Annotated in this window: 25 protein-coding genes; 17 read left to right on the forward strand and 8 right to left on the reverse strand. The window is 41.0% G+C overall.

The genetic code is table 11. The features are described from left to right. Positions 1–12: 12 nt before the first annotated feature. Entirely contained in the window at positions 13–1,041 is a 1,029-nt protein-coding gene (locus tag AOC03_RS09145; RefSeq protein WP_062535302.1) for a methionine synthase, read from the reverse strand. 52 nt (positions 1,042–1,093) lie between these two features. Further along, positions 1,094–2,101: a DUF1852 domain-containing protein gene (locus AOC03_RS09150; RefSeq protein ID WP_062535304.1), complete on the reverse strand. Its 1,008-nt coding sequence runs from the start codon at positions 2,099–2,101 to the stop codon at positions 1,094–1,096. A gap of 359 nt (positions 2,102–2,460) precedes the next feature. On the opposite strand from AOC03_RS09150, the gene AOC03_RS09155 reads away from it, so the two are divergent. From AOC03_RS09155 to AOC03_RS09165, 3 genes are all read left to right on the forward strand, one after another. Then, entirely contained in the window at positions 2,461–3,174 is a 714-nt protein-coding gene (locus AOC03_RS09155) for a DarT1-associated NADAR antitoxin family protein (protein ID WP_062536665.1), read from the forward strand. Between the two features lie 182 nt (positions 3,175–3,356). Further along, positions 3,357–3,863: an HdeD family acid-resistance protein gene (locus AOC03_RS09160; protein WP_062535306.1), complete on the forward strand. Its 507-nt coding sequence runs from the start codon at positions 3,357–3,359 to the stop codon at positions 3,861–3,863. Between the two features lie 456 nt (positions 3,864–4,319). Further along, the gene (locus AOC03_RS09165) at positions 4,320–4,865 is read left to right on the forward strand and encodes a porin family protein (protein WP_062535308.1); all 546 of its coding nucleotides are present in this window, start codon (positions 4,320–4,322) and stop codon (positions 4,863–4,865) included. A gap of 255 nt (positions 4,866–5,120) precedes the next feature. Here AOC03_RS09165 and AOC03_RS09170 read toward each other — a convergent pair whose 3' ends face one another. Beyond that, positions 5,121–6,116: a phosphatase PAP2 family protein gene (locus tag AOC03_RS09170; RefSeq protein ID WP_062535310.1), complete on the reverse strand. Its 996-nt coding sequence runs from the start codon at positions 6,114–6,116 to the stop codon at positions 5,121–5,123. Positions 6,117–6,405: 289 nt separating this feature from the next. Next, positions 6,406–6,927 (reverse strand): hypothetical protein, encoded by a 522-nt coding sequence (locus AOC03_RS09175; RefSeq protein ID WP_227514224.1) that lies wholly within the window; start codon positions 6,925–6,927, stop codon positions 6,406–6,408. Positions 6,928–7,091: 164 nt separating this feature from the next. On the opposite strand from AOC03_RS09175, the gene AOC03_RS09180 reads away from it, so the two are divergent. Further along, positions 7,092–8,039, forward strand: coding sequence for a DMT family transporter (locus AOC03_RS09180; RefSeq protein ID WP_062535312.1), 948 nt, complete (start codon positions 7,092–7,094; stop codon positions 8,037–8,039). A gap of 76 nt (positions 8,040–8,115) precedes the next feature. On the opposite strand, the gene AOC03_RS09185 is transcribed toward AOC03_RS09180, so the two are convergent. Beyond that, positions 8,116–8,820 (reverse strand): hypothetical protein, encoded by a 705-nt coding sequence (locus AOC03_RS09185; protein ID WP_062535315.1) that lies wholly within the window; start codon positions 8,818–8,820, stop codon positions 8,116–8,118. A gap of 251 nt (positions 8,821–9,071) precedes the next feature. Between AOC03_RS09185 and AOC03_RS09190 the strand changes: the two genes are divergently transcribed. Both AOC03_RS09190 and AOC03_RS09195 read left to right on the forward strand, forming a co-directional pair. After that, on the forward strand, positions 9,072–10,103 hold the full coding sequence (locus AOC03_RS09190; RefSeq protein WP_227514225.1) for a D-cysteine desulfhydrase family protein: 1,032 nt from the start codon (positions 9,072–9,074) through the stop codon (positions 10,101–10,103). 342 nt (positions 10,104–10,445) lie between these two features. Continuing rightward, entirely contained in the window at positions 10,446–11,372 is a 927-nt protein-coding gene (locus AOC03_RS09195) for a bestrophin family protein (RefSeq protein WP_062535317.1), read from the forward strand. A 137-nt stretch (positions 11,373–11,509) separates the two neighbouring features. On the opposite strand, the gene AOC03_RS09200 is transcribed toward AOC03_RS09195, so the two are convergent. Continuing rightward, positions 11,510–11,986, reverse strand: a complete 477-nt coding sequence (locus AOC03_RS09200; RefSeq protein WP_062535320.1) for a nucleoside deaminase — start codon at positions 11,984–11,986, stop codon at positions 11,510–11,512. Between the two features lie 382 nt (positions 11,987–12,368). Between AOC03_RS09200 and AOC03_RS09205 the strand changes: the two genes are divergently transcribed. From AOC03_RS09205 to AOC03_RS09235, 7 genes are all read left to right on the forward strand, one after another. Continuing rightward, positions 12,369–12,953: a PepSY domain-containing protein gene (locus AOC03_RS09205; RefSeq protein WP_062535322.1), complete on the forward strand. Its 585-nt coding sequence runs from the start codon at positions 12,369–12,371 to the stop codon at positions 12,951–12,953. Positions 12,954–13,145: 192 nt separating this feature from the next. Then, positions 13,146–13,811: a response regulator gene (locus AOC03_RS09210; RefSeq protein WP_062535323.1), complete on the forward strand. Its 666-nt coding sequence runs from the start codon at positions 13,146–13,148 to the stop codon at positions 13,809–13,811. A gap of 90 nt (positions 13,812–13,901) precedes the next feature. Further along, positions 13,902–15,554 carry a sensor histidine kinase gene (locus AOC03_RS09215; RefSeq protein WP_062535325.1) on the forward strand — a complete coding sequence of 551 codons (1,653 nt, stop codon included), beginning with the start codon at positions 13,902–13,904 and terminating at the stop codon, positions 15,552–15,554. A 333-nt stretch (positions 15,555–15,887) separates the two neighbouring features. Next, a complete protein-coding gene (locus AOC03_RS09220; RefSeq protein WP_062535327.1) occupies positions 15,888–17,408 on the forward strand; it encodes a catalase in 1,521 nt (506 codons plus the stop codon). Positions 17,409–17,674: 266 nt separating this feature from the next. Next, positions 17,675–19,435: a TrkH family potassium uptake protein gene (locus AOC03_RS09225; protein ID WP_062535329.1), complete on the forward strand. Its 1,761-nt coding sequence runs from the start codon at positions 17,675–17,677 to the stop codon at positions 19,433–19,435. A gap of 128 nt (positions 19,436–19,563) precedes the next feature. Next, complete coding sequence (locus AOC03_RS09230) at positions 19,564–20,265, forward strand: potassium channel family protein (protein ID WP_062535331.1); 702 nt, start codon at positions 19,564–19,566, stop codon at positions 20,263–20,265. A gap of 27 nt (positions 20,266–20,292) precedes the next feature. Beyond that, positions 20,293–20,835, forward strand: a complete 543-nt coding sequence (locus AOC03_RS09235) for a DUF3124 domain-containing protein (RefSeq protein ID WP_062535333.1) — start codon at positions 20,293–20,295, stop codon at positions 20,833–20,835. Between the two features lie 105 nt (positions 20,836–20,940). Here AOC03_RS09235 and AOC03_RS09240 read toward each other — a convergent pair whose 3' ends face one another. Continuing rightward, a complete protein-coding gene (locus AOC03_RS09240; RefSeq protein ID WP_062535335.1) occupies positions 20,941–21,747 on the reverse strand; it encodes an SEL1-like repeat protein in 807 nt (268 codons plus the stop codon). A 376-nt stretch (positions 21,748–22,123) separates the two neighbouring features. Between AOC03_RS09240 and AOC03_RS09245 the strand changes: the two genes are divergently transcribed. Then, positions 22,124–22,615, forward strand: a complete 492-nt coding sequence (locus AOC03_RS09245; RefSeq protein ID WP_062535337.1) for a hypothetical protein — start codon at positions 22,124–22,126, stop codon at positions 22,613–22,615. Between the two features lie 192 nt (positions 22,616–22,807). Next, positions 22,808–23,548 carry a M15 family metallopeptidase gene (locus AOC03_RS09250; RefSeq protein ID WP_062535339.1) on the forward strand — a complete coding sequence of 247 codons (741 nt, stop codon included), beginning with the start codon at positions 22,808–22,810 and terminating at the stop codon, positions 23,546–23,548. 23 nt (positions 23,549–23,571) lie between these two features. Here AOC03_RS09250 and AOC03_RS09255 read toward each other — a convergent pair whose 3' ends face one another. Next, positions 23,572–24,480: a LysR family transcriptional regulator gene (locus AOC03_RS09255; protein WP_062535341.1), complete on the reverse strand. Its 909-nt coding sequence runs from the start codon at positions 24,478–24,480 to the stop codon at positions 23,572–23,574. 162 nt (positions 24,481–24,642) lie between these two features. On the opposite strand from AOC03_RS09255, the gene AOC03_RS09260 reads away from it, so the two are divergent. Beyond that, complete coding sequence (locus AOC03_RS09260; RefSeq protein WP_084785827.1) at positions 24,643–25,554, forward strand: pirin family protein; 912 nt, start codon at positions 24,643–24,645, stop codon at positions 25,552–25,554. A gap of 47 nt (positions 25,555–25,601) precedes the next feature. Then, positions 25,602–26,588 carry a glutathione S-transferase family protein gene (locus AOC03_RS09265; protein ID WP_062535343.1) on the forward strand — a complete coding sequence of 329 codons (987 nt, stop codon included), beginning with the start codon at positions 25,602–25,604 and terminating at the stop codon, positions 26,586–26,588. Positions 26,589–26,625: the final 37 nt, after the last annotated feature.

Genomic DNA, 26,625 nt, shown 5'->3' on the forward strand with positions numbered 1-26,625 from the left:
TCTGATAAGCGCTTAAGCCGTCAATTCTTTACGAACGATTGCCGCACCTGCGCTTAATGCCTGCAGCTTACCTCGTGCCACGTCGCGAGGCAAGGGTGCCATGCCACAGTTGGTCGACGGATAAAGTTTGTCAGCATCCACAAATTGTAGCGCTTTACGTAGCGTATTTGCCACTTCTTCTGGTGTTTCAATGGTATTGGTTGCCACATCAATGGCACCGATCATCACTTTTTTACCACGAATTAATTCAATCAAATCCATGGGTACATGTGAATTTTGACACTCTAACGATATGATATCAATTTTAGACTGCTGCAACTTAGGAAACGCTTGCTCATATTGGCGCCACTCTGAACCCAGTGTCTTTTTCCAATCATTATTGGCTTTGATACCATAGCCGTAGCATATATGCACTGCCGTCTCACATTTTAGCCCTTCAATGGCACGTTCTAAAGTGGCAATACCCCAGTCGTTCACGTCATCAAAGAACACATTAAATGCTGGTTCGTCGAATTGGATAATATCAACCCCAGCCGCTTCTAATTCTCGCGCTTCTTGATTAAGTATTTTAGCAAATTCCCACGCCAGTTTTTCACGGCTTTTATAATGACCATCATATAGCGTATCGATCATCGTCATCGGACCAGGTAGCGCCCACTTAATCGGCTGATTAGTTTGCGCCCGTAGAAACTTAGCATCGTCAACAAATACAGGCTTTTGACGGCTCACCGCACCAACAACTGACGGCACACTCGCATCATAGCGATTACGAATGCGCACTGTTTCACGCTGTTTAAAATCCACGCCGTCAAGATGTTCAATAAAGGTGGTCACAAAATGCTGACGAGTCTGCTCGCCATCACTGACGATATCCAGCCCTGAATGAACTTGTTCCTGCAATGACAAGCGTAGGGCATCTTGTTTGGCTTCAATCAGCTCATCACCCTCGAGCTTCCAAGGTGACCACAGGGTTTCAGGTTCAGCAAGCCAAGACGGTTTTGGTAAGCTGCCAGCGGTTGAGGTCGGTAATAGTAGTTTCATATTTATTCACTGTTTATATTTTATTTTTATATTTCGGCTAAATTTTAATGGATTAAGCAACGCACTTTTTTACAGCCTGTTTTTCGACATCATAGGTTGCTGCCCATTGCTCAAGAATGGCTTGGTAAGGCTTAATAAACTGTTCTTCAGTAAATTTGCCTTGCGTCACTGCCATTTTGCTGCGCTCTTCACGGTCATACACCACTTGCGTCAGAGAGTAATCTTGGTACTTCAAGCTGGGTTGATACACTTGCGCGGCTGTCGAATTGGCATTATAAATCTCAGGACGGTAAATCTTTTGGAAAGCTTCCATCGTACTGATTGCGCTGATTAGTTCAAGGTCGGTATAATCACTGACCAAGTCACCAGCAAAGTAAAACGCGAATGGCGCCACACTACCAGCAGGCATAAAGTAGCGCACGGTTAAGCCCATTTTGTGAAAATACTCATCAGTCAACGAGTATTCATCTTGTCTGTATTCAACGCCCAGTACCGGATGCTGATTGGTCGTACGGTGATAGGTTTTACTGGTTGATACACTCAGGCAAATGACTGGCGTTTTATTAAAATTGGCTTGATAGGTCTCAGAATTCAATAAGTATTGAAACAGTTTGCCATGCAAATCACCAAATTGTGCCGGTGAGTTTGAGGTTGGATTATTATTGTAATGCTCTAACAGGACGACGCTAAAGTCATAATCGCGCACGTAAGATGAGAAACTGTTGCCAATCATACCGTCAATACGCGTGTTATCTTTATGGTCAACAATCGTCGTTTGCAACATCTCTATGATAGGAAAACTATTACCATTACCTTCAATATCCATATCAACAGATACAATATCAACCTCAACAGAATAACGGTCTGCGGTTGGATTATCCCAATGCGCAAGGGTGTTAAAACGATTATTAATCATGTTTAACGTTTTGCGTAAGTTCTCTTCACGCTGCTCGCCACGAGCCAAATTTGCAAAGTTCGTGGTCAAACGGGTGCTGCCCGCAGGCTGATAGTTTTCATCAAAACGTATGCGCTTAATTGAACAGCTAAATTCATTACTCATGGTGATTCGCTACCTTAATCTATTCTCATTATTTGAGATAAAAGCAAATTGGTGTATGAGATGAATCATACCTCAATCAAAACATGAATAAAAACGACTTAAATTGAATTAAAGATGAATAAAATTCATTTTAGTGTGTTTATGGTATAAAAAAGGATTGAATAGCGGAAGTTTTGACGACTGATTTTTTAACGACTTATTTAATGCAGTGCCAATATAGAGTGGGATAAATAACTGATAATAAGATAAACTTCTTTACGCTTGACTGTCCGAGCATTTGCAAAAGGGCAGTGCTATAAAGACATTAACAAAAGAACATCGATATAAGGCACATTGCTATGGAACCAAGACAGAACCCTATGGAACAAACTCAAAACGCGGTAGAACACAAACCCGTCTTCATGCCTAGAGTCAACAGTGACAATCTGGTAAAAACGGACATGGTTAGGTTTGAGCGTCATGTGGGATTCGCCAGTAGACAAAAGAAAAAATCCATCAATGATATGCATCAAGTGATTCGCAAGAAATATGGGTTTAATAATGTCTTAGAGCTATCAAGTAAATCTGGTAATAAACTGAGTTTTTTGCTCAGTCCATTAAGCTTAAAGCTAACTAATGAGTATGATGGTAAGCAATATAGTGTCGAAAATGCCTTTCAAAGCAGTGGTGTTTTTGAGGACGGTGGTCCTTATACCGACTTGCTGACAGCGCCGCCAAGACAAGCCAAAAAAGATGAGCGCTTAATAACTTCGGGTGAATTAATTAGCTACAATTATTTTGGTATAGAGTGGAGCGTAGAGCCACTGACCGCGTTTTATGATTGGCTGTATGTGAATGCTCTCAAGCAAAACACTCAGCTACATGAAGAGGTCATGCAATATCAAGCGTTTACTGATATGGAGTTTAATCCCAAAAAGTCTATCCATTGTGCGGCTTATGCGCTGGCGATGTTTGTAGCGCTCAATAAACGAGAGCTGCTCGATAATATTGAAGACCCTGCAGTATTTTTTAACTTATATCATGAATTTAAAATAAGTAATACCGAGCATCTTTTAGAAGCGGGTTGGATCTGATAGCGAGACTATATCTTGGTCAATGACCTATATCGCGGTCAGTTAGCAGAGAGTTCAGCAGAATACAATGAGAAAAAACTGACGTTAACATAATTGTATTTATAGATAACTGCGGTCATACACGCGACCGATATCCACAGGTTATACTATATATTCTATTACGTTATAGGTAAGGTAACCTTATGAATCGTATGTTCTGGTTGGTAGTTGGCATCATCAGTATTCTTGGGGGTATTTTTGCCCTATTAAATCCACTCAGTGCGACATTCGCTGCTGAGCAGTTGGCAGGTTGGTTATTTTTATTCGTAGGTACTTTACAGATTTTCGTACTATTTCTTGCTCCGACGACTATGGGTAAAGTGTTCGCTGCTGTCGGCGGTGTGATTGGTTTGTTACTAGGTTTTGAGCTATTACGTGAGCCACTTCAAGGTATCTTAACGTTAACGATGGTCGTTGCTATCTTGTTTATGGCGACAGGTATTGTCAGAACGGTATTTGCCTTCGGTTTGCGCGGAACACCAGCATTTATACCGGTTTTACTTTCTGGCTTAGTTTCGTTTGTATTAGCAATAATGATCTTTTCTGGTTATCCACAGTCAGCCACGTATATACTCGGTGTTTTACTTGCCGTTGAGCTTATTTCTAACGGAATATCGTTAGTGATGTACTCACGCATTCAACCAGCATAAACGTGACATTAGCGATACGTTAAGTGCTTTATCAAGACGATAACAAACATCAATAAAATGCTCCTTAATAAGGGGCTTTTATTGATGTGGCTATTAGGATTAGGTTCTATCAGTTTCTTTAATTTTAACTTTAATACTAATAACTTTCGGGAACTTGAGTTATACCTTTCGGCTTTTTCTACTACATATAGGAGACTATTAATACTGTCAAAGTGAGTAGTTCTATACGATATGTCATGAGTATTAGAGATACTATATTAGCAAACAACTCTTCTCTTTTACTATCAGAAAATTCTATGATCACGCTCTAAACTGTGTAACTCCTGTTGCTTGATCAGACGACAATCTTACGGTTTTCTAAAAATTTATTTCAAAATATTTCTTTTATGTTTTATATTTGTTATTATACAGAGCTTTTTTTAAAACGATATTGAATCCCATTTTAAGGTAAATATAATGAAAACTTCACAGAAAGCTCTACTTGCATTAATCACGGGTTGTTTCCTAAGCGTTAGTGCGCAAGCAGCAATGTCTTATGGTAATGGTCAACCATATATTGGTGCAAAAGTAGGTAAGTTCATGTTAGATGATGATGGACTTGATAGTCTTGATGACGCTACTGCATATGGCGTTTATGGTGGTTATAACTTTACCCCTAATGTTGGTGTTGAAGTTGAATATGTAGGTTCGAGTGATGCAGATGTTAGTCTTGACGGTTTTAACGCTGAATATAATGTAAAAACATATGGTGCGTATGGTACTTATCGTTATCAATTCCCAAATACTGCACTCTATGCTAAAGGCAAGCTCGGTATTGCTAAAGTAGAAACAGAAGTGTCATTCCTAGGATACAGCGAATCTGGTAGTGATACCGGTATTGCTGGTGGTCTTGGTTTAGGTTATGTAGTCAACCCTAATGTTGCCATTGAAGCAGAATACGCTATGATGCAGGGTGATGCAGATGCTAATCTATTAACTGTTGGCGCTAACTTCAAATTCTAATTTAAGATTTTAAAGTTATATTCCTAAGAAAATAAAAAACGATCATATTAAGTGGTCGTTTTTTTATGGGTTGAATATATGTATGTGGTTACTAAAGGATTACGAGATAAATAGAGCATATATTTAATGACTGCGATAGTTATTAACTGAGCCGATGAGCATACATTTTTAATTATTTGCAAATTTCAATCAATATAAACGTGTAGTGATCATCGGTTTTGATAACTTATTTACGAGAGCGTATATCCAATTTACTTAAAGTAAAAGTGGGAATTGATAAACGTTAGCATATATCAGAGTGCCAATCAGCACCCCAGCCACACTCAGCCAAATCATATAAATTTGAGACGTTGACCACTGTATTTGCCATTTAATTTTATGCCTTGCAGTGAGCCATTCGGTCACACTAATCGCGACAGTCAGCCACAATGCGCCTACTAAATACCCTCCCAACACATCACTCAAATAATGCTCATTCAGCACAATTCTGCTCAATCCTACCAATATAGAAAAAAAGACAGTAATGACGAATATACGGATTTGTCGGATAAAATTTTGACTAAAACGAATAGCAAGGTAAGCAATAAATCCATATAGAGCAACCGCAATCGTCGCATGTCCGCTCGGAAAGGAATCGGTCTGCTCAAACAGTAAAATATCTGCGGGTCGCGCGCGATGAAATAACAGCTTACTGAGAAAGGTAAATACAGTACTCCCTAAAGTAGCTACCAGCAATCCAATCAATAGATAGCGTTGGCGAATAGTCCAGCATATAACACAGACTAAAAACACCACTAAACAGGTCGTTGCGGTAGACGCGAAACTGGTAATCAGAATAAAAAAATCCACGATGGGCGACGTACGCAGCATACTCATCTGGTGGGACACAAAATAGTCCATTGCCACAATAGAATCTGAAGTGACGACATCTTCAACCAGTCCGATAAACAGTGACACGATATAAGCCATAACTATAAATAGCAGTGTCAAAGGTAAGCCATAAAAATGCTGTACGTGAAACCGTTGTGCTAAAAAATGATAAGTTTTTGGATAACTCTTTTTTAATCGAATAAATTGTTTGTTTTTCTCAAAATACTGTTTAAAACGTATCCAATTTCGCATCACTTGAGTAAGCGTTTTCTCGCCATAATGAATAATCACGTACTGCAAAACCCACAAAAAAATAATCATGAATCCAAGCAGGAGTCCTAAGGTGAATAACTGCTGATTGGATTGGATGAGTGTCATCATGGTTGAAGGTTTTTCCTTGTGGAGCACTTTTTGTGGGTTTGCTCGCTGAATGGTTTATTTTTTTAACAATCTATTTTTCGATCAAACAGATATGACAGTATTCATGAAACCGTCGGCTTTATAAAGGTTTAGAGGATAATAAAGATTTAAAGAATAATAGTGGTAATTCCCAATGACAAGGCAATTATGAATGAAAACAGTATGGTTATTTAAAGAGCAATTTCGAAGGTCAATTCTTAGGTAATAAAAAGCCCTGCAACTTGCAGGGCTTTTTAAGCAATTTGATAGATTAATCTTCTTTACGAGCTTCTTTAATTTTCTTAGCAGCCAATTCCATCACATCTGCCGCTTTATCAGCTAATGACCCAACGACCTCTTTTGCTTTAGTAATAGCAGACTCTGTTAAAGAGGCATCTTCACTATCTTTAGCATCTGATTCTTTGGTATCCTCACTGTCTTTAGCATCTGATTCTTTGGTATCCTCACTGTCTTTAGCGTCAGACTCTTTGGCATCTTTACTGTCTTTAGCGTCAGACTCTTTGGCATCTTTACTGTCTTTAGCGTCAGACTCTTTGGCATCTTTATTGTCTTTAACGTCAGACTCTTTGTCATCTTTACTGTCTTTAGCGCCAGATTCTTTGTTATCTTTATTGTCTTTAGCGCCAGATTCTTTGTTATCTTTATTGTCTTTAGCGTCAGACTCTTTAATATCGTCGTGTTTAGTGTCATCGTGCTTAGTATTTTCGTGCTTAGTGTCTTCGTGTTTAGTATCGTTGTGCTTATTGTTATCCGTAGCTTTAGAGTTACTCATGATTTAATCCCTATAGTGATGTTGTTTTTAGTTTTGTGTGACTAACTGTTGTGTTACTAACATAGACCTTACCACCTTACTGATTTAGCTGTCTGTATATCATAAGTTTCAATAAGTAATAAAAGATGTAGACTAATTTTATTATGCCATTCCAAGGATAGTTCATGAGTGAATTCACAAAGCAAGAGGTATCTCGCCACAATCATGCGTGGTTGATTCCCTTTATTTGTCTTTTAGTGGGCGGTTTACTACTCGGTATCTCTACCAATATAGCAAAATACGCAGGTAATATCGGCTTAACGCCACTGGCTTTTTTATTCTGGTCGATCACGGGCGCTGCAATTATTTTGTCAGTAGTGGCGCTGTTACGGCATGAGCATCCGCCTTTAAGCGCACGTGGTTTTGAATATTATTTTGTGGCTGCGCTGGTCAGTGTGGCTGGTTCTAATTTAATATTTTTCTCCGCCATTCCGCATGTCGGTGCAGGGTTTGTGGCAATGATGATTGCGCTACCACCGCTGCTTACTTATCTTGGAGCTCTAGCATTGCGGATAGAGCGCTTCAATACCATGCGCGCTTTTGGGGTTGCTGCGGCACTTGCCGGTGCGGGGGTATTAGCTGTACGCAAGTTTTCCGCACCCGATGCCAGTATATTTTGGATTTTAATCGCACTCTGTGGTCCCGTTTTGCTTGCCATTGGCAATATCTATCGTACATTAAGATGGCCAGATAAAGCCTCTCCGAGTGCGCTTGCACCGGGTATGTTAATTGCGGCGGCAATTTGGCTAGGGATGGTGAGTGTATTATCAGACTTTTCACTGGCGGTTCCTCATGGCGAAATCCTACCGCTTGCTCTCATTGCGCTACAAGCTTGTATTTTTGCAGGACAATTCTTACTGTTGTTTTTACTACAAAAAACGGGTGGTCCGGTGTTATTAAGTTTACTGGGGTCAGTTGGGGCAATCGTTGGCGTTCCTGTCGCAGTATTTGTACAAGGGGAAAGCGTACCGGATGGAATTATTCTAGGCGCATCTCTCATTGCGCTTGGTGTTGGCTTGGTGACATGGGGTGGCATAAAAATGACAGCGTCATTGCCCAAAAAAAGTGAATAAAAAACCCACGCCGTGCTGCTAATAACAGTCAGGTGGGTTTTTCATTGATACTTTTAATAAAATATTAAGGCAATTACTATTTACTGGTAAAATTTATCGTTTGAGTACCATTAGCAGTAGGCACTGTAATGGTTAATTTACTATCTAAGATGTCACCTTTGGCATTGATTTTGTAACATTCTGCGGCGCTGCCATTGGGATCAACCGCCAATAAGGCATTGGCTGAGCTGTTGATACAAAACCACGCGGTTTTATTGCTATCTTGCAGCAAAGACCAAGATTGGTTATATACGCCTATTCTTTTACGTTGACTGCTATCACTATAGACCGTTTCTGTGATTAATGGACTTGCCTCACCAACCTGAGCCATTTTTGGGATAGTCGTCGTCTGTGTCGATACTGAATATTCACCGGAGCTGCTGGTATAGCCATGGAACACTAATGGTGAAAGGGTGAAGTAGTTGATACTGACGGATTGATTGACCACTTGATTGTCCGATTTATTAATCGTATTGACTTCAGCACCTTGAACTTGTTTATTGTTAAATACCATACTGCCTTTAGGCGTGACTTTGATTTCGGCTGATAGATTTTGGTTATCGACAACCGCCACCAAGTTCTGGCTACGTGCTTTGGTATAAATGTTGAGCATTGCCGTTTCGACGGGATATTGAGTGACAACCGTGTTTTGATTGCCATTACCAATTGATGTGCCACCATTCATACTCGTACAGGCGCTTAAACTTAGCGCAACCGCAACGCCCAATCCTAGTTTTTTCATGATTTTATCCTTAAAATTATTGAGAGAAATTATTTTAATCTTTACTATAATTGCATTTTAAGCCAATGACATCTGTCAGTTATTTGCAATCTTAACCTATCTGAATCTAGTAAAACAGTCTGTGATACTGTCGATACCGCTCACATTTACCGCTTATCATTGTATAATATCGCTATCAGCTACAGTGTTATTACGGTTGGATATCATGCAACTGTATCCGTCATTCACCCTCATATTGAAATGGATAACTTATGAACAATGCAGCTATGAAAAATGCAGATATTAACTATGCAGACCTGCCAAGAGAGCTATTAGGGTTTTTCCCAACGCCGTTAATTGAGCTGACTAAATTAAGCCAAAAGCTTGATGGTCCAAAGATTTTCATGAAACGGGATGACAATACGGGTCTTGCATTGGGTGGTAATAAAACCAGAAAGCTCGAATATATTATCGGAGACGCGCTCGCTCAAGGTGCGGATACGATTATTACGGCAGGTGCAGCGCAATCCAATCATTGTCGCCAAACCGCCGCTGCGGCAGCGAGTTTAGGATTGGAGTGTCATTTAGTTTTAGGTGGGCAAGAACCTAATCATGCAAATGGCAACCTATTATTGGATAAAATTTTTGGCTGCCATATTCATTGGGCGGGCAGCAATCGTAAAGGCGAAGACATTCCTAAAATCGTTGAACAATTAAAAAAAGAAGGCAAAAAACCTTATATTGTCCCATATGGTGGCTCGAATGAGCGCGGCGCGTTAGCTTTTGTAGAAGCTTTTAGAGAGCTAGAGTCGCAACGTCAAAGTATGAATATCTCATTGACTCATATCATTTTTGCTTCAAGTTCTGGAGGCACACACGCTGGCTTAATGTTGGGCAATAAAATCTTCAATACCGCTTATCAAATCGTGGGTATCAATATTGATAAAGGGGAAACGGATAAAGTGCCTTTTGATCAATATATCGTGGCGTTGGCGAATAGTACGGCAACCTTAATCGGTGCAGAGTATGACTTTTCAGCGTCCGATTTAATTCTTAACTCTGATTATGTTGGCGAAGGCTATGGAGTGATTGGCACATTAGAAAATGAAGCCATTGCCATGACTGCGCAAACTGAGGGCATTTTAGTTGATCCTGTTTATACGGGCAGAGCGATGGGCGGACTAATAGATATGATTCGCTCTGGCAAAATTAAGAAAACGGACAGTGTATTGTTTTGGCATACTGGCGGTGCGCCCGCGTTATTTGCTTATGCCGATAATTTAGAGGTCACGCAACAGAATTAACAAGGTAGGATAAATATTTTTTTTATCACAAGTGTCTTTTATCACAAGTGTCTTTTATAACAAGCGTCACTGCATTGAAGTGGCGTTTTGTTTTTGCATAATTTACCCCTTATTGACTACCTTGTTCATACTCATATTTATTCTAAAAGCGCTTAATGATATATTATCTCGCTAAAAGCTGAGAACGCAAAAATCTGCTAACATTAAAAGCTAATGACTTTGCAAGCTATCGCTATATAGCGGTTATGCCGCTTTTAATATCACATTCTTTAATTCTATACTCGAATTACCTCGTACCTTGACGTTAGCATCGCGCTCATCGAACCTCGCTAGGAAACTCTCATGATAATCCGGCAGACACCAAATGCATTCAAAATCCTTTTTACCCTGCGCGGCTCTGTAATCCCCCATATTTATCCCCAAGTGTTACTTATTACTCTGCTGAGTGCCTTAATATCAGCCGTTCAGCACTGGATTCCCAGCTATTTTAGCTCTTACAGCACCGCGCCATTCACTTTGCTGGGTATCGCGCTATCGCTGTTTTTAGGCTTTCGTAACAATGCCAGTTATCAGCGTTGGTGGGAAGGTCGGTGTTTGTGGGGGCAGTTGGTATTTGATTCGCGTAGCTTAACGCGGCAAGTGCTCTCCTTTATAGATGAGGAAACAGAGACCGGACGCGATACTCAGCGCCGTATCATTCACCTTAATATTGCTTTTACCCATGCACTACGACACAGGCTTCGGGGTTCGTCGCCGTGGGAGGACGTGGATCGTCTTGTGGATGTTGAATACCATGACAGTATGCGTCAAGCGCGAAACTTACCTGAATATCTGCTGCGGCTGATGGGCAAGCAGCTCAGTCATTGTCGCCGTCAGCAGTTGACCTCAGATTTGATGATACAAAATATGGATGAACGCCTGACCTCGATGACGATAGTTTTGGCGGCGTGCGAACGCATTCATAGTACGCCGTTACCATTTGCCTATATTTTATTAGTACATCGCACCACTTATCTGTATTGCTTTATGTTGCCTTTTGGCTTGGCAACGTCTTTGGGCTGGGTCACGCCTTTAATCTGTGGCGTCATTGCCTATACCTTTTTTGGTCTCGATGCGCTCAGTGAAGAGATAACCGATCCTTTTGGAGTGGCGGCGAACCATTTGCCACTGACAACGATATCACGCACTATCGAAATCAATCTATTAGAAGCGTTAGGGGAAAGTGAGCTGCCACCTGATATCGTTCCTATAAAAGGGTATTTACAATAAATGGTTGGTAATAAAAGCGAGGCATAGTATGGATAATCATTACTAAAGCAGCAGGCACAAAAAAACGCTTACCACGCATGATAAGCGTCTTATTAAATTCTGAGTAAGTTGTTAATAAAGTGATATTTCTTAAGATGTTATGCGTTGTGCTTATTAGCATAGGCGACAAACGCATCTTTACTGCTAGCATCAGGACAATTGATAACGTCGATACCTTGCTTGCCAAAATCTTTTTTCAAATTATCATATAAAGGCTGTGTGCCCCAACCATAAGCTTCACCCAACTCATCATCGGCGGCAAAAACAATGCGAGAGATTTTAGCTTGTAGCATGGCTGCCATACACATACCGCACGGCTTACCACTGGCATAGATGGTGATATCAGCGTCACGGGGCTGAGTAAGCGTTTCACCTGCCTGACGAATGGCTTGCATTTCTGCATGGGCTGTAATGTCGTTATTAATATAAGCTTCATTCACCGCTTCCGTAATCACTTCTTGCCCTTTGGTCAAAACCGCGCCAAAAGGTTCGCCCCCTTTTTCTACGTTCGCAACCGCTAGCTCAATCGAGCGTTTTATCATTTTTTTATCAAAATCGGTTAACTGACTGTCCATTATTTTATCCTTGATACGTTAGTATTATTTTATTTAACCTTGCGCCTAAATTAGGCAACGCTATGTCTCAGGTGACTAAACATCACTGTTTTTGCACCTCGATATGAGAGTTTTAGACAAGCGCTCAAGCATAAGAGTATCGTCAACCCTATGAGAGTTGTCAAGGCGCTAAGATTAAGTCTATTAATAGGCACTTTGGATGAGTATTTTTAATAGGCACTTTGAAGGCTAAGAATTTTGGTTTAAATATTATCCCTAATTTAACCCTTAATCTGCGCTAAGTTTCTCCTATGTCTTATTTTGTATGATGGAAACATGAACACAGCATGACTATCCCAATGCAGGCTGTGACCAAAAATTAAATAAAACAGAGGGTAACATCATGAAAAGTATCTCAACGTTAAGCAAATTATTCCTTATGATACTCAGTGTTACTGGTGTCAGTACCGCTGCGCTTGCGGTCATACAACCGACTGCTGCCAATACTAATGTTAATGCCAAAATGACTGATGCAGCCGCTGTTGTGCAGAGCAAAATTAGCCTACAACAAGCTATCCTTATTGCGAGCAAAACCGTACAAGGTGATGTGGTCAGTGCTGAATTTGAGAAAAATGATCATACGGCTGGCGGTGAATATGAAGTTAAATTCGTTGGCAATGGGGTGGAGCACGAAGTAAATATTGATGCCAACACTGGTAAAGTGTTAAAAACGAAACAAGAAAAACTTGATAAAGAAGATATGGCAGAATATAGCGCGATGAAACAGTCTAAAATGACGTTGACTCAAGCGATTCAAAAAGCGACGCAAACCGTGAACGGAAGAGTACTTGAAGCTGAGTTTGATATTGATAATGGCAAGTCAATTTATGAAGTAAAAATTGCTAACGGTACTCAAGTCAATAAAATAGCTATCGACAGTATGACGGGGCAAGTCATTAGTAATCAAGTTAAGGCGGCGCACAAATAAGCGCATGGCAAATTTAAAGTAGCCCGCCAACACACTGCTCATATTTTATAAAAAGCTCTAAGCAATACGACCGTATCGCTTGGAGCTTTTGGCAATCGTTTCCTCTATACTTTAAGCGACAAATGGCACAGATAATTGGCTGTTCAATATTCTCAATAACTATAATAATAATGATAAAAATAAGGATAATCCATGCGCGTATTAGTGGTCGAAGACGATTTGATGATTGGCGAAAGCCTCAGCGAAGCCTTGCAGGACGAAGCTTATACCGTCGATTGGGTCAAAGATGGTCGCCAAGCTATTTTGACCTTAAGAGTGCAGCCTTATGACATTATATTATTGGATTTGGGCTTACCTGAGATTGATGGTATGGGCGTATTAACCGCCATTCGCGATGCCAAAATTGACACGCCAGTATTGATTATTACCGCTCGCGATGATGTCAAAGACCGCATTGCTGGGCTAGATTCTGGCGCGGATGATTATGTGGTGAAGCCGTTTGAGCTTGGGGAAATATTTGCACGAATGCGGGTACTGATTCGCCGTGCGCAAGGTAAAGCCGATAACCAAATCATGGTAGGTAATCTGAGCCTCGATACCGCACACAAGCGCGTGCTCATGGATACGGTTCCTGTCGATTTGACCGCTAAAGAATATATGCTGCTTACCACATTTATGCTATCGCCTGAAAAAGTCATGTCAAAAACTGAGCTGGAAGACTCGCTCTATGGTTGGGGCGGGGAAGTGGAAAGTAATGCGATTGAGTTTCTGATTCACAGTCTTAGAAAGAAAATTGGGCAAAATAGAATTAAAAATGTCCGTGGACTTGGCTGGTATATCAGTAATAGTAAGGCTTAAGAATAAATATGCTACTACCTTAATCGGCTACAGAACCTATTTTACAGAACTTACTTTAAAAAACTGACCTTATATTTAGAGACTCATAACATGCCTTCTATCCGCCAACTCTCTAAGTCGATGCAGTTTCAGCTGATTTTTTGGTCAGTGTCAGCACTGCTATTATTAGCAATCGTCGCCGGTGGCTATGGGTTTTGGTACAGTTATGAGGATTTTAATGACTTTCAAGATGACAATCTTAAAAGTATGTCCGCCTTACTGGCACAAACCATTGATATCAAAGATTCTGATGCCAGTCCACTGCAAAAGAAGAAAAAAATCCACTTTGAGACGGATGAAGATGAAGGCAGTATCACCGTTGATGTGCTAAATAAGGCATGGACACCAGCAAAAACAGACAAATCACCGCAAAAGAATAAAACGAAGCGCAATAAAGATTCCGACAATGGCGATCTTAAAGATATCAGTCCTAAAGATAGCAATAGCGATATCAACGTTGACAATATCAGCTCCGATGATATTAGTTTAAAAAACCTCCCTTTAATCCCATCAGGTATCAGTACTCAAACCATAGATAACAAAGTATGGCGCGTCTATCGCAGTGACCATGAGAGTCGTGTCATTATTGTACGTCAGCGCACCGAGTTTCAAGAAGATTTAGCGAAAGCCAATGCGATGCAAGCCTTTTTGCCATTAATCATTGCCATTGCATTTTTGATGGTGCTGTTACCCTTTATCATGTGGCGGATGCTCAAACCCGTACGCCAACTTCACAGTGAAATTAACAGCCGTCAAGAAAGTGATTTAAGCCCATTATCTATCAATAATCTACCCACAGAATTATTACCGCTAGCGCAGTCGTTAAACCGTCTACTAGCCTTGGTAAAAGTCAGTATTGAACGTCAGCAACGCTTTATCGCGGATGCTGCGCACGAGCTGCGCTCACCTCTTACCGCTGTATCACTACAGCTGCAACGCTTACAACGTATCAGTCATGATGAGGTCATGAGCGCAGGTTTAGATAAACTTGCCATTCGCCTGAAGCGGAATCAAGGATTGGTCGAACAACTGCTAACGCTTGCTCGTGCCGGAAATATCAATATTACCAATGATGCTAAGCATGAGCCCGTCTCTGTCAAAGCTGTTATCGAACAAGTCATTGATCTATTAGTACCCATTGCGGATCACAAAAATATAGCGCTGACCGTGCAATTATCCGCTGATGATAAAGTGAATATTGATGAGACGGCATTATTAATGCTGATTAAAAACCTTATCCAAAACGCCATTATTTATACCCCAGATAATGGTCAGGTCGCAGTGAAATTGTTTCATATCAAACAGAATCACAAAGACCTAAAAACCCCAGTATTAAATGCACGCGCTAGTTTTGGTACACAAGTGATTCACTCTGGAAAAGTTAAGCAGATTTCTACCGATTCCAATGACAGACTGGTATTACAAATTATGGATTCAGGCACAGGTATTCATCCCAATGATTATGCCAGTGTTTTTGAACCATTCATAAGATTGAGTCAGACCGCTAAAACGTCTGACAATCTATTGCGTTCTGACAGTGTCATAAAAAAATCTGATGAAATAGAAGGTACAGGATTGGGGCTATCCATTGTGAAGACTATTTGTGAGCAGGCAGGTATTGATGTGTTTATGACGACTTCTATATTGACGGCTACCAATAATGATGATGAAAAAAGTGGGCTGTGTGTGACCCTTATATTTTGATGACTAAAGAATTTATGTGTGTGGTGACTGCTAATGGTTTATTTTTAAAGACAAGACTGGTTTTAAAAAATAAAACTAAAGCTTATAATTAATTGATTATACAAATACATAAAAAAAGGGTGTAATAGAATACATAAGCAAACCAAAGTATGCTAATTTTATTGCTGTAATGAACGTTGCTAGGGTGAGATTTTTGCGTAGTAAGGTTGCATAACAATTTGCATAGTAACTCTGATTGTATCCCTATTAAGCCTACTTCTTAATACTGTTTACGCGCTATTAGATTTGTGTTGATACATCACACGCTAATTTATTCCTTAAAGGAGAAATACCATGAGCGATAAAAAATGTCCTTATGCACCGACCCAGTTGACTATGGGTAATGGCGCACCAGTTGCAGACAATCAAAACAGTCTCACCGCAGGTAAGCGTGGTCCATTATTAGCACAAGATATTTGGCTCAATGAAAAGCTCGCTAACTTTGCCCGCGAAGTGATTCCAGAGCGTCGCATGCACGCTAAAGGTTCAGGCGCATTTGGTACCTTTACGGTCACCAACGACATTACTCAATATACGCGTGCCAAAATCTTTAGCGAAGTGGGTAAGCAAACTGAAATGTTTGCGCGCTTTAGTACCGTAGCAGGCGAGCGCGGCGCAGCTGATGCGGAACGTGATATTCGCGGTTTTGCCCTAAAGTTTTATACTGAAGAGGGTAACTGGGATATGGTGGGTAATAATACGCCAGTATTCTTCTTACGTGATCCGCGCAAATTTCCAGACTTAAACAAAGCCGTCAAACGTGACCCACGTACCAATATGCGTTCGGCAACCAATAACTGGGATTTTTGGACGTTACTACCAGAAGCCTTGCATCAGGTCACTATCGTTATGAGTGATCGCGGTCTTCCTGCGTCCTATAGAAATATGCATGGTTTTGGTTCGCACACCTATAGTTTTTGGAATACCGCCGGCGAGCGTTTTTGGGTCAAATTTCATTTCCGCACGCAACAAGGCATCAAAAACTTAACCGATGCAGAAGCGGCAGATATCGTTGGTTCGGATCGTGAAAGTCATCAAAAAGATTTGTACGATGCTATCGAAAATAGCGATTTTCCTAAGTGGAAAATGTACGTGCAAATCATGCCAGAAGCTGAGGCGGATACCGTCCCTTATCATCCGTTTGACTTGACCAAAGTATGGCCAAAAGGTGACTATCCGCTGATTGAAGTCGGCGAATTTGAATTAAATAAAAATTCTGACAACTACTTCGTCGATGTCGAACAAGCGGCATTTGCCCCAAGTAATCTAGTACCCGGTATCAGTGTTTCACCGGATAAAATGCTACAAAATCGTTTGATCAATTACGCCGATGCTCAGCGTTACCGTGTCGGTGTCAATCATCAGCAGATTCCGGTGAACAAACCACGCTGCCCTGTAATGAGCAATCATCGTGATGGTGAAGGGCGTGTCGATGACAACTATGGTAGTCGTCCACACTATGAGCCAAACAGCTTTAGCCAGTGGCAAGAGCAGCCAGATTATGCTGAGCCACCATTAAAGATTGATGGTGATGCCGCGCATTATGACTTCCGTGAAGATGATAGCGACTATTTCAGTCAGCCACGCGCCTTGTTTCATTTGATGAGCGATGAGCAACAGCAAGTATTATTTGATAATACCGCGCGAGGAATGGGTGACGCGTTGGAATTTATCAAGTACCGTCACATTCGTAACTGTAATATGTGTGACCCTGCGTATGGCGAAGGCGTTGCCAAAGCCCTTGGCATGACCGTTGAAGATGCCATCAAAGCACGCGAAACTGACCCAGCACGTCATTTACCAAGCTTTTTATAACCATTAACGTTTAATTAAAAGCCTTTAATTAAATAAAAATACCGCTCTAGAATATCTAGAGCGGTATTTTTTTATGCATAAATATTTTTATTATTGATCTGATGGCAACACTAAAGGCGTGCTTTAATATTTACTTTTATCCATATACGCCTAAAACTTGTTAGAAAAAAAGTCATAACTGGTTACTATTCTTAAAAATCAGTCTTAGCAGATGACGAAAAAAAGGAGTATAAGTATGCTGGTTTCTCCTATTTTGGATTTGAGCTATGCGCGTAACGCTACCGTATCGTTTGTTAAATAAATTTATGATTGTTATCAGCCTCATTGGGGTCGGGGTTGCCTTGGTTGAGAGCGGATTTACGCTCTCGATATGGCTGCAACAACTCTTTCATATTTTCTATCTAGCGATTGTGTTACTTGGGCTTGTTGCCACGGTAGGGCGTTATATTCATTCAAAAATACCGCTGGTAATCAATAAAGTTGCGATTTTTGATTTGCTTACCAGCGCCGCCATTCTTATCTTACTGGCAGTATATTTCACGGCAGTGTTACGCGCAGGACTATCTATGCCCGTTGATGGCTTTACGAGCATTAAGATTGCGGTATTAGTCACCTTTATTCGTGAAATATCCGATAATGATTTTAATCTCAATCGGGCTTTTTTAAGACCGGGACAGTTTTTTATACTCAGTTTTTTATCGGTGGTGTTGGTCGGCTCGCTATTATTAATGATGCCAAATGCCACTACGCAGCCGATATCGTTTATTGATGCACTATTCACAGCGACTAGTGCGGTATGCGTCACAGGGCTGATTGTGGTGGATACGGCAACGCGGTTTACCACGTTTGGGCAAGTGATTATTATTGGGCTGATTCAAATTGGCGGGCTTGGCATTCTGACGTTTGTGACTTATTTTAGCTACTTTTTTAAGGGTGGGGTCAGTTATGAGACTCAGCTGAGTATTGGCGAGATGACCTATGCACGGCGAATGGGTGATGCGGTCACGACTCTGAAATCTATCCTGTATGTGACTTTTGGGGTTGAGGCGTTAGCGGCTATTCTGATTTATATCAGTATTTATGATTTACCCAATATGACTTTTTCTGAGCGGGTATTCTTTTCGGGATTTCATGCGATTTCTGCATTTTGTAATGCAGGGTTTTCGACTTTTAGTGCAGGATTGTATGATGAGTCGCTGCGCTTTAATTATCCTTTACAGCTGATTATTAGTACCACGTTTTTATTTGGGGGCATGGGGTTTCTAATTGTCGCCAATCTGCTGCGCTATTTGTGCCACCAAGCTCAGCGCTTGTTTTATCGAGACAGTCAGCGCTATGCTTATCAGCCGTGGTTGTTGAGTCTGAATAGCCGTATTACCTTAGTCACCTCGGGCGCGTTATTGCTGATAGGGCTGATTGGAGTGATGATATTTGAATATCATGGCATCCTTGCGGAGCACACCAGCTTTTTTGGTAAAGTAATCACGGGGTTATTTACAGCGGCTACTCCGCGAACCGCGGGGTTTAATATCGCTGATATGGATGCGCTAGCGTTCCCGACGATTATGCTGACCATTTTTTTGATGTGGGTTGGTGCATCGCCCAATTCGACTGGTGGCGGTATCAAAACCAGCACGTTTGCCATTGCGCTGTTAAATACGCTGAGCATTGCTCGTGGTCAAACCAAAGTGGAAGTATTCCGGCGTGAAATTGCAGACATCTCTATTCGTCGGGCGTTCTCAATCATGTGGTTATCGTTGTTAGTGATTGGCACTGGCGTTACGCTCATCAGTTACGACCAGCCTGAGCTTGATTTAATCAAAGTCGTGTTTGAATGTTTTTCTGCTTATAGTACGGTAGGTTTAAGTTTAAATCTAACCGCTGATTTGTCTACTTTTAATAAATTGGTGGTGGCGGTCATTATGTTTGTTGGGCGCGTGGGGATGTTAACGATTTTTATCGCCTTGGTTAAAAACAAGCATCAAGGTAACTATCGTTATCCCACCGAAGAGATTACTATTAACTAATCATACTATAGAGCCGTACTGCCTCATTACAGTATCGTATTATTAGCGTCTTAGATGATTACAGTATTAGATTACTAACGTATTGGATTACTATTGCACTGAAAGATACGCACGTCACAAGGAAGAGTATGAAATTTATCATTGCAGGTTTAGGAAGTTTTGGTTCTTCACTTGGTATGGCGCTTACCAGTCAAGGTCATGAAGTGATTGCCATTGATAGCCGTATGCAAAAGGTCGAAGCTTATAAAGAGCTGATTACCCATACCATTTGTATGGACGCGACCGACGAATATACGGTCAATGGTCTACCGATTGTCGATACCGATATTGTCGTGGTGGCCATTGGGGAAGACCAAGGGGCAAATGTCATGGCGACGGCATTGTTTAAAACGTTAAAAGCAAAGCGTCTAATCAGTCGCAGTATTAACCCACTGCACGAAAAAGTGCTGCAAGCGATTGGGGTTGATGATATCTTCCACCCCGAAAAAGAATCAGCGATGCGCTGGGCAAAGCGCTTGTCATTACGTTATTTTGTAGACTCGTATAGTTTGACGGATAATTTTAGTATCGTTGAAATTGGTATTCCAGAAGCTTTAATTGGTAAAACGGTTGCCGCACTTCAAATGGAACAGAAGTTTAATTTGAAACTGTTAAGTACTATGTGCTATGAGCATTATGAAGACAGTTTTAGTCGCTCGCAACGCAGACCTCATATTCAAGGCTTAGCGACGCCAGAGCAAGTGCTACAAGAAAATGATGTGCTGGTAGTTTATGGCGCTAATAAAGATATCAATCAGTTTCTGCGTAGTGTCGGGGTAAAAGCACACTAAGCAATCACGGTCATAAAGGGTAATATAATGAATAAATACTATATCTCCGCCTTATTTATTTCGAGCTTAGGGGTGCTGACAAGCTGTGATAAGTCTTTAGATGACCCCAATATTCTGTACTCAGAAAAGCATCAAGACCCAATTACCCAGCTTGAAACCACAGCCAAGGTAGACCGTAGTAAGTTTCGCTACAAAGAAACCTTTTATGTGCCGATTTATTCAGACATTTATACCGATAAAGAAAACCGCAAAGCCTTACTGTCAGCCACGCTTAGCGTCCGTAATACAACTCTAAAAAAATCGCTTTATATTAATAAAATTGATTACTACAGTACGGATGGCACTCTTTTAAAGTCTTATGTCAAAAACCCCGTAGAGATACGTGCTATGGGTACACTTAATTATATCGTTGAAAAAGAAGAAGATAAGGGCGGCTCTGGCGCGAACTTTATCATTGAAGTGGAAGGTATAGATGATACGGTTACCCCAGTTATCGAGGCGGTGATGATAGCGGACTATAGTAATAAAGCCTTTGCTTTTACCACAGAGGGTACGCCCGTTGCGCAATGATACAAATAGTTAAATAAGTCGTTTATTGATTATAAAAAGAAAACTATAAGGTAAATGCTTTAATACGCTATTACTGCTGACTCTATTTTATGTACTTGGTGTGTCTTACTCATCGCAGCTGATTTGCATGCCATTATCACAAGCTTTACTCAACCATAATTTTGCTTGAGCATTATCTGCTGCCACACCATCACCGTATTTATACATCGTGCCAATCACATATTGCGCCATAGAATCACCTTGAATAGCGGATTTTTGATACCACATGAATGCTGTTTTTTTATCTTTTGGAACGCCATAACCTTTTTCGTACATCCATCCAAGATTATATTGGGAGGCATATTCGTCCTGAGCCGCTGCCTTTTTATACCATTCTACTGCCTTCACATAATCTTGCGGCACGCCTTTGCTGTTCTCGTACATCGCGCCAAGATTGTTTTGCGCTTCCGCTTCTCCTTGCTCAGCTGCCTTTTGATACCAATCAAACGCTTTAGCGTAATTCTGCGCAACTCCGATGCCATTGCTATACATCACGCCTAGATTATATTGGGCGCTGGCATGACCTTGGTTGGCTGCCTGTTGCCACCACTTAATCGCCTGCTTATTATCTTGAGCAACGCCCTTACCTAAATAATACTTCATCCCAAGATTATACTGCGCATCGATATCGTCTTGCTGTGCTGATTTTTGCAGCCATTCCAGTGCTTTTCTATCATTCTGCTGCACACCTTTGCCAAGCTCGTACATCATACCTAGATTATATTGAGCGGAAACATCGCCTTGATTTGCTGCCGCTTGTATAGTGGAAAAATCGGTAGCCCAAACATTCATTGTCAGCCCAAGTGCGAAGACCGCAATCACTACTTTATAAATCACTGCTTTATAAATGACCTGCTGTTTTAATGAACGCATGATGATTTTCCTCGCCAGTGAATTTGGGTTAGCCGTTAAGGATTATGTAGCAAGATACATAGCCAATTACACTCATCCTAGCATAGCAATATATCAATACCGTAAACTCAAGAATGACCATCGTCTATATTAATTTTGTTCACCTCATCAAAGATGATTCAATCAATAATATGCAACGGTATAAATAATCATTTGCCCAATTCAGTCGACAGATTTATGAGCTTCCGCTACTATCTTAATTAAAGCGCCACTGCTTATAAGATAAAAAATGACTGGCAGTGCTAAAAATATAAAGTACCTTAAATGTAAAATATCTTAAGTATATCGTACCTTTAGTATTATTAAATTTAGTAAATATCATAGAAGAGTAGATATCATGAAAAAATCATTACTGTTTTTGAGTGTTATTTTTCTAGGGCAAACCACTTTTGCTAATGCAGCAACGGATTGGACACCTTATTTGAAGCCAATGTTGTCAGGATGTGGCTATGTCAATCCTACTGACAAGCTACCTGCACGTTATAAAGCATCCATTGCCAGTACCAAAGTAAAAGGTAACCCAAAGATTGAGGGCGAAGAGGTCTATACTACCTATACCTTGAAGAACGCTAACGCATTCGGACAGCCACTAATAAAGGTCGAATATCTACAGGGCTATGAGTGGTATTATTTAAAACTATATTTTAAGGATAGTAAATTCACCGCCTTACGTCCCCAATTTAAATTACCAAAAATTGATAAAGAAGAAAATGAATATATAACAATAGTGAAAAATGATGCCAGCGGCTATGAAATCGAACAGGGTGGTTATCTGAGTTTAAGCTTTGATAAGACACAAAAAACCATTACTTGTGAAGCAGGCGTTTAATCAGCATGGGCAATCAATAACCAAATATTTTTATAAGCAGTATTAAGGTCAATAGTTACTATTGACCATTTTTATTTTATGCCAACCTCTATCAACTAAGCTACCGTAAATTAAAATAGGGTATTGATATCATTTACTTAGAAAGTTATCAACCAGAAAGTCATCAACAATAAGACAATGTTAAGGAATAAAATGCTGTTAGCTCCCATACCCACACAAGCCCCACATAACTGGCAAGATATAGAAAAAATTCCTATTATTGAATCCAATGAGCCGTTACAAACGATTCCAAATATTGAGAATTTAAAGCAATTCCCCATTTATTTTGATCATAATGTAGCGCATGCCATTAATATTTGCGTGGCAAGACAATCGGTTGTGCAAAAATTACAACAAGCAGCTGATTTGCTTCCGGAGCATTTAGGTATTGTGGTACTTGATGCATGGCGCTCACGCGCTGTGCAACAAGCGGTTCAAGATGAAGTTGGCGATATTATCAAAATCAAATATCCAAACCTTAGCCTCATTGAACAGCAGCAACTGCTCTCACAGTTTGTGGCGCCTGTTCGCTCAGATTTCATTAGCCCGCATTTGACAGGAGGTTCTGTCGATATCACGTTATTTGAGCGGGCAACTGGTCAGTGGCTGGATATGGGTGCTGACTTTGATGAGCCAACCGAACGCTCATACACCTATTTTTATGAAGCTCAGCCAGAGCATCCGGCTTGTGATAACAGACGCTTATTGTATACGGTGATGACGCAAGTAGGCTTTAGCAATCTACCGACAGAGTGGTGGCATTTTGATTATGGTAATCCACTGTGGGCACATCACAACCAACAGAACCATGCCATTTATGGCGCTGCGCATTGGGAAGAGGAATCTGATATTGGCAACTCAATACAAGCATTCACTGAACCTCATTTTAATTAACATTCATCTCAATAAAGTTCTTTTCAATAAAGCTCATCCCAATACGGATTGTCACCGAAACGCTCAACAATAAGGTCAATGAGCAAGCGGCAGCGTTGCGATAAAAAGCGATTGTTTGGATATACCGCATAAGCATTGGATACAGGTAACCGATAGTTCTGCAGTATGGGCACTAACTCACCGCGTGCCAAGGTCTTATAGACGATAAAGGTAGGCAAGAAAACGATACCATGACCTTTTATTGCCATATCTAGCAAAAAATCCCCATTATTGACCTTCATTTTTGAATTCATTGATAAGATATGGGTTTGTCTTTGCGTATCCGTTAACTCTAGGTGGTTGTGCTTGCTCAGACTATATTGTAAAACCCTGTGATGCTTTAAATCTTTAATCACTTTGGGCGTGCCCATTTTTCTTAGATATTCCGGACTGGCGCAAATCACCGAGCGGATAGGCGTTAAGCGTTTGGCTTGATAACTAGAGTCTTTCAATTCTCCAATACGAATAGCCAATTCGTAGCCTTCTTCAATCAAATTAGCTTGCCGATCAGAAAAATCTAGCTCAAAGGTCAAGTTAGGATGCTGGTTGGCATAGTCATGAATCACCGTATTGAGGTGCATCAAGCCGAATGAGAGTGGCGCGGTCATCTTGAGTGTGCCTTCGACAGTGGTAGGTGCGCCGCTCGTTTGCTCATTCAGCACATCCACTTTATCCAAGATGGTTTTTGCTTGTTGATAATAGTGCGCGCCCGCTGCTGTTAAATTCGATTTACGGGTGGTTCGGCTCAGGAGTTGTGTACCGATGCGCGTTTCTAGCTCTTTTAGTCGGCGGCTCACGGCTGACTTGGCGATATCGAGCTGTTCAGCCGCGCGAGTGATACTACCGGCATCAACAACCCGTACGAACATCGCCATATCTTCTAGCTGACCCATGACTGTTCTCCAAAACAGAACTTGTATTTGTAATTATGGTTATTTATCTATATTGAGTTAACCGTTATGATTTTATCATTGTTTGATTAAAGGCAAACACTCAAATCAAAGCGATACGCTTTAGCTGCATAAGAAGCGTTAGCGCCATACGGGAGTATAGTTATGGATATGACTATTGAAAACAATAAGCACGAATCGGTGCTAAATCGCACGCTGCATCAACAATTTTCCGGTATTCAAACTGCTGACGGTGATGGGGTAAAGATCACCCGTATTATTGGTTCACCGCATCTGAATATGCTCGACCCGTTTTTATTGCTCGACTGTTTTGAAAGTGACGATGCCAATGATTATATGGGCGGCTTTCCGACCCATCCGCACCGAGGTTTTGAGACCGTCACTTATCTGCTTAACGGACGTATGCGCCATAAGGACAATGCCGGTCATGAAGGGGTGATTGAATCGGGTGGCGTGCAATGGATGACCGCGGCAAGAGGTATTCTGCACTCAGAGATGCCAGAGCAGGAAGAAGGTTTGTTAAAAGGCTTTCAGCTGTGGGTCAATCTACCAGCTACCGCGAAAATGAGTGACCCGATATATCAAGAGTTTCCACCAGAATCGACTCCGCTTGAGCGCCGTGAAAACGGGTCGACCATTCGAGTCATCGCAGGGAAAACGAATCAAGGTACGGTTGGACCCGTGGTTAATAATCATACTTATCCAACCTATCTCGATGTTACTCTCCCAGCCCATACCGATTTTGAGCAGACCCTACCAACGGAACACAACGCCTTTGTTTATATGATAGAAGGTGATGTCAGTGTATTGAATGCGGATAGCGATAGTAAAAGTGATGTAGCTGAATATCAGAACAATACATTGGCAGCACAAAAACTTGGGATACTGACTCAGGGTGAGCAGGTTGTGGTACGTAGTGGTGATGATGGGGCGCGTTTCTTATTAATCGCAGGACAACCTTTGCATGAGCCTATCGCTCGCGGTGGTCCTTTTGTGATGAATACTAGAGCTGAGATAGTGCAAGCATTTGACGACTTTCATAGCGGAAAGTTTTAAAGGAATTCCGCCATTAAAAATAACATAAATATAAGTAGGAAATCAATATGGGCTTATTAGTAGACGGACAATGGCAAAATCAGTGGTACGATACCAAATCTACTGGTGGCAGCTTTGAGCGTAAAGAATCCAGTTTTAGAAATTGGGTCACCACAGATGGCAGCGCGGGTTCATCAGGGGTCGGCGGTTTTAAAGCTGAGCCGAATCGCTATCATTTATATGTCTCGCTTGCCTGTCCTTGGGCGCACCGCACCATTATCTATCGCAAACTCAAAGGTCTAGAAGACATGATTAGTATGTCGGTGGTCAATCCTATTATGCGCGATGAAGGTTGGACATTTAATGATGGCGAGGGCGTGATTGCTGATCCCATTTTTAACGCCACCCATTTATATGATATCTATATCGCTGCGCAAGCAGATTATACGGGTCGCGTCACTGTGCCTATTTTATGGGATAAAACAACCAACACTATCGTGAGTAATGAATCCTCTGAAATCATTCGCATGTTTAATAGTGCATTTGACGAGGTTGGCGCATTGGCAGGAGATTTTTCACCGCCAGAATTATTAGCAGAAATCGATGCGCTTAATGACTATATTTATCCAGCCATCAATAACGGCGTGTATCGTGCTGGTTTTGCCACCACCCAAGACGCTTATGATAATGCGGTAATCGAGTTATTTAATGCACTAGATGTATTAGAAGTTAGATTAGATAATCGTCGTTACTTAACGGGCAGCACGATAACAGAAGCGGATTGGCGATTATTTACCACCTTAGTGCGTTTTGATAGCGTTTATGTCGGTCATTTTAAATGTAATTTACATCGCATTGTCGATTACCCAAATCTTTGGGGTTATTTGCGAGATTTATATCAGGTGGCAGGTATTGCTGAAACCGTCAATATTCCCTATACCAAAATGCACTACTACGGGAGTCACGACACGATTAATCCAACCCATATTATACCTATTGGACCTGAGATTGATTTTAATGCGCCGCATGGTCGTGAACTACTAGCAGATTCATGAGGTATTGATAATTTTTCGGTGGATCATATTTCTAAGC

Source organism: Psychrobacter urativorans (assembly GCF_001298525.1).
Lineage (GTDB): Bacteria > Pseudomonadota > Gammaproteobacteria > Pseudomonadales > Moraxellaceae > Psychrobacter > Psychrobacter urativorans_A.

Excerpts from the sequence above, each read along its gene's own strand:
- AOC03_RS09165 (WP_062535308.1), top strand. The coding sequence starts at position 4,320 with ATGAAAACTTCACAGAAAGCTCTACTTGCATTAATCACGGGTTGTTTC.
- AOC03_RS09150 (WP_062535304.1), bottom strand. The coding sequence starts at position 2,101 with ATGAGTAATGAATTTAGCTGTTCAATTAAGCGCATACGTTTTGATGAA.
- AOC03_RS09215 (WP_062535325.1), top strand. The coding sequence starts at position 13,902 with ATGCCTTCTATCCGCCAACTCTCTAAGTCGATGCAGTTTCAGCTGATT.
- AOC03_RS09255 (WP_062535341.1), bottom strand. The coding sequence starts at position 24,480 with ATGGGTCAGCTAGAAGATATGGCGATGTTCGTACGGGTTGTTGATGCC.
- AOC03_RS09225 (WP_062535329.1), top strand. The coding sequence starts at position 17,675 with ATGCGCGTAACGCTACCGTATCGTTTGTTAAATAAATTTATGATTGTT.
- AOC03_RS09160 (WP_062535306.1), top strand. The coding sequence starts at position 3,357 with ATGAATCGTATGTTCTGGTTGGTAGTTGGCATCATCAGTATTCTTGGG.
- AOC03_RS09245 (WP_062535337.1), top strand. The coding sequence starts at position 22,124 with ATGAAAAAATCATTACTGTTTTTGAGTGTTATTTTTCTAGGGCAAACC.
- AOC03_RS09200 (WP_062535320.1), bottom strand. The coding sequence starts at position 11,986 with ATGGACAGTCAGTTAACCGATTTTGATAAAAAAATGATAAAACGCTCG.
- AOC03_RS09170 (WP_062535310.1), bottom strand. The coding sequence starts at position 6,116 with ATGATGACACTCATCCAATCCAATCAGCAGTTATTCACCTTAGGACTC.
- AOC03_RS09180 (WP_062535312.1), top strand. The coding sequence starts at position 7,092 with ATGAGTGAATTCACAAAGCAAGAGGTATCTCGCCACAATCATGCGTGG.
- AOC03_RS09235 (WP_062535333.1), top strand. The coding sequence starts at position 20,293 with ATGAATAAATACTATATCTCCGCCTTATTTATTTCGAGCTTAGGGGTG.
- AOC03_RS09205 (WP_062535322.1), top strand. The coding sequence starts at position 12,369 with ATGAAAAGTATCTCAACGTTAAGCAAATTATTCCTTATGATACTCAGT.
- AOC03_RS09260 (WP_084785827.1), top strand. The coding sequence starts at position 24,643 with ATGGATATGACTATTGAAAACAATAAGCACGAATCGGTGCTAAATCGC.
- AOC03_RS09145 (WP_062535302.1), bottom strand. The coding sequence starts at position 1,041 with ATGAAACTACTATTACCGACCTCAACCGCTGGCAGCTTACCAAAACCG.
- AOC03_RS09220 (WP_062535327.1), top strand. The coding sequence starts at position 15,888 with ATGAGCGATAAAAAATGTCCTTATGCACCGACCCAGTTGACTATGGGT.
- AOC03_RS09155 (WP_062536665.1), top strand. The coding sequence starts at position 2,461 with ATGGAACAAACTCAAAACGCGGTAGAACACAAACCCGTCTTCATGCCT.
- AOC03_RS09240 (WP_062535335.1), bottom strand. The coding sequence starts at position 21,747 with ATGCGTTCATTAAAACAGCAGGTCATTTATAAAGCAGTGATTTATAAA.
- AOC03_RS09190 (WP_227514225.1), top strand. The coding sequence starts at position 9,072 with ATGAACAATGCAGCTATGAAAAATGCAGATATTAACTATGCAGACCTG.
- AOC03_RS09230 (WP_062535331.1), top strand. The coding sequence starts at position 19,564 with ATGAAATTTATCATTGCAGGTTTAGGAAGTTTTGGTTCTTCACTTGGT.
- AOC03_RS09210 (WP_062535323.1), top strand. The coding sequence starts at position 13,146 with ATGCGCGTATTAGTGGTCGAAGACGATTTGATGATTGGCGAAAGCCTC.
- AOC03_RS09265 (WP_062535343.1), top strand. The coding sequence starts at position 25,602 with ATGGGCTTATTAGTAGACGGACAATGGCAAAATCAGTGGTACGATACC.
- AOC03_RS09195 (WP_062535317.1), top strand. The coding sequence starts at position 10,446 with ATGATAATCCGGCAGACACCAAATGCATTCAAAATCCTTTTTACCCTG.
- AOC03_RS09185 (WP_062535315.1), bottom strand. The coding sequence starts at position 8,820 with ATGAAAAAACTAGGATTGGGCGTTGCGGTTGCGCTAAGTTTAAGCGCC.
- AOC03_RS09250 (WP_062535339.1), top strand. The coding sequence starts at position 22,808 with ATGCTGTTAGCTCCCATACCCACACAAGCCCCACATAACTGGCAAGAT.
- AOC03_RS09175 (WP_227514224.1), bottom strand. The coding sequence starts at position 6,927 with ATGAGTAACTCTAAAGCTACGGATAACAATAAGCACAACGATACTAAA.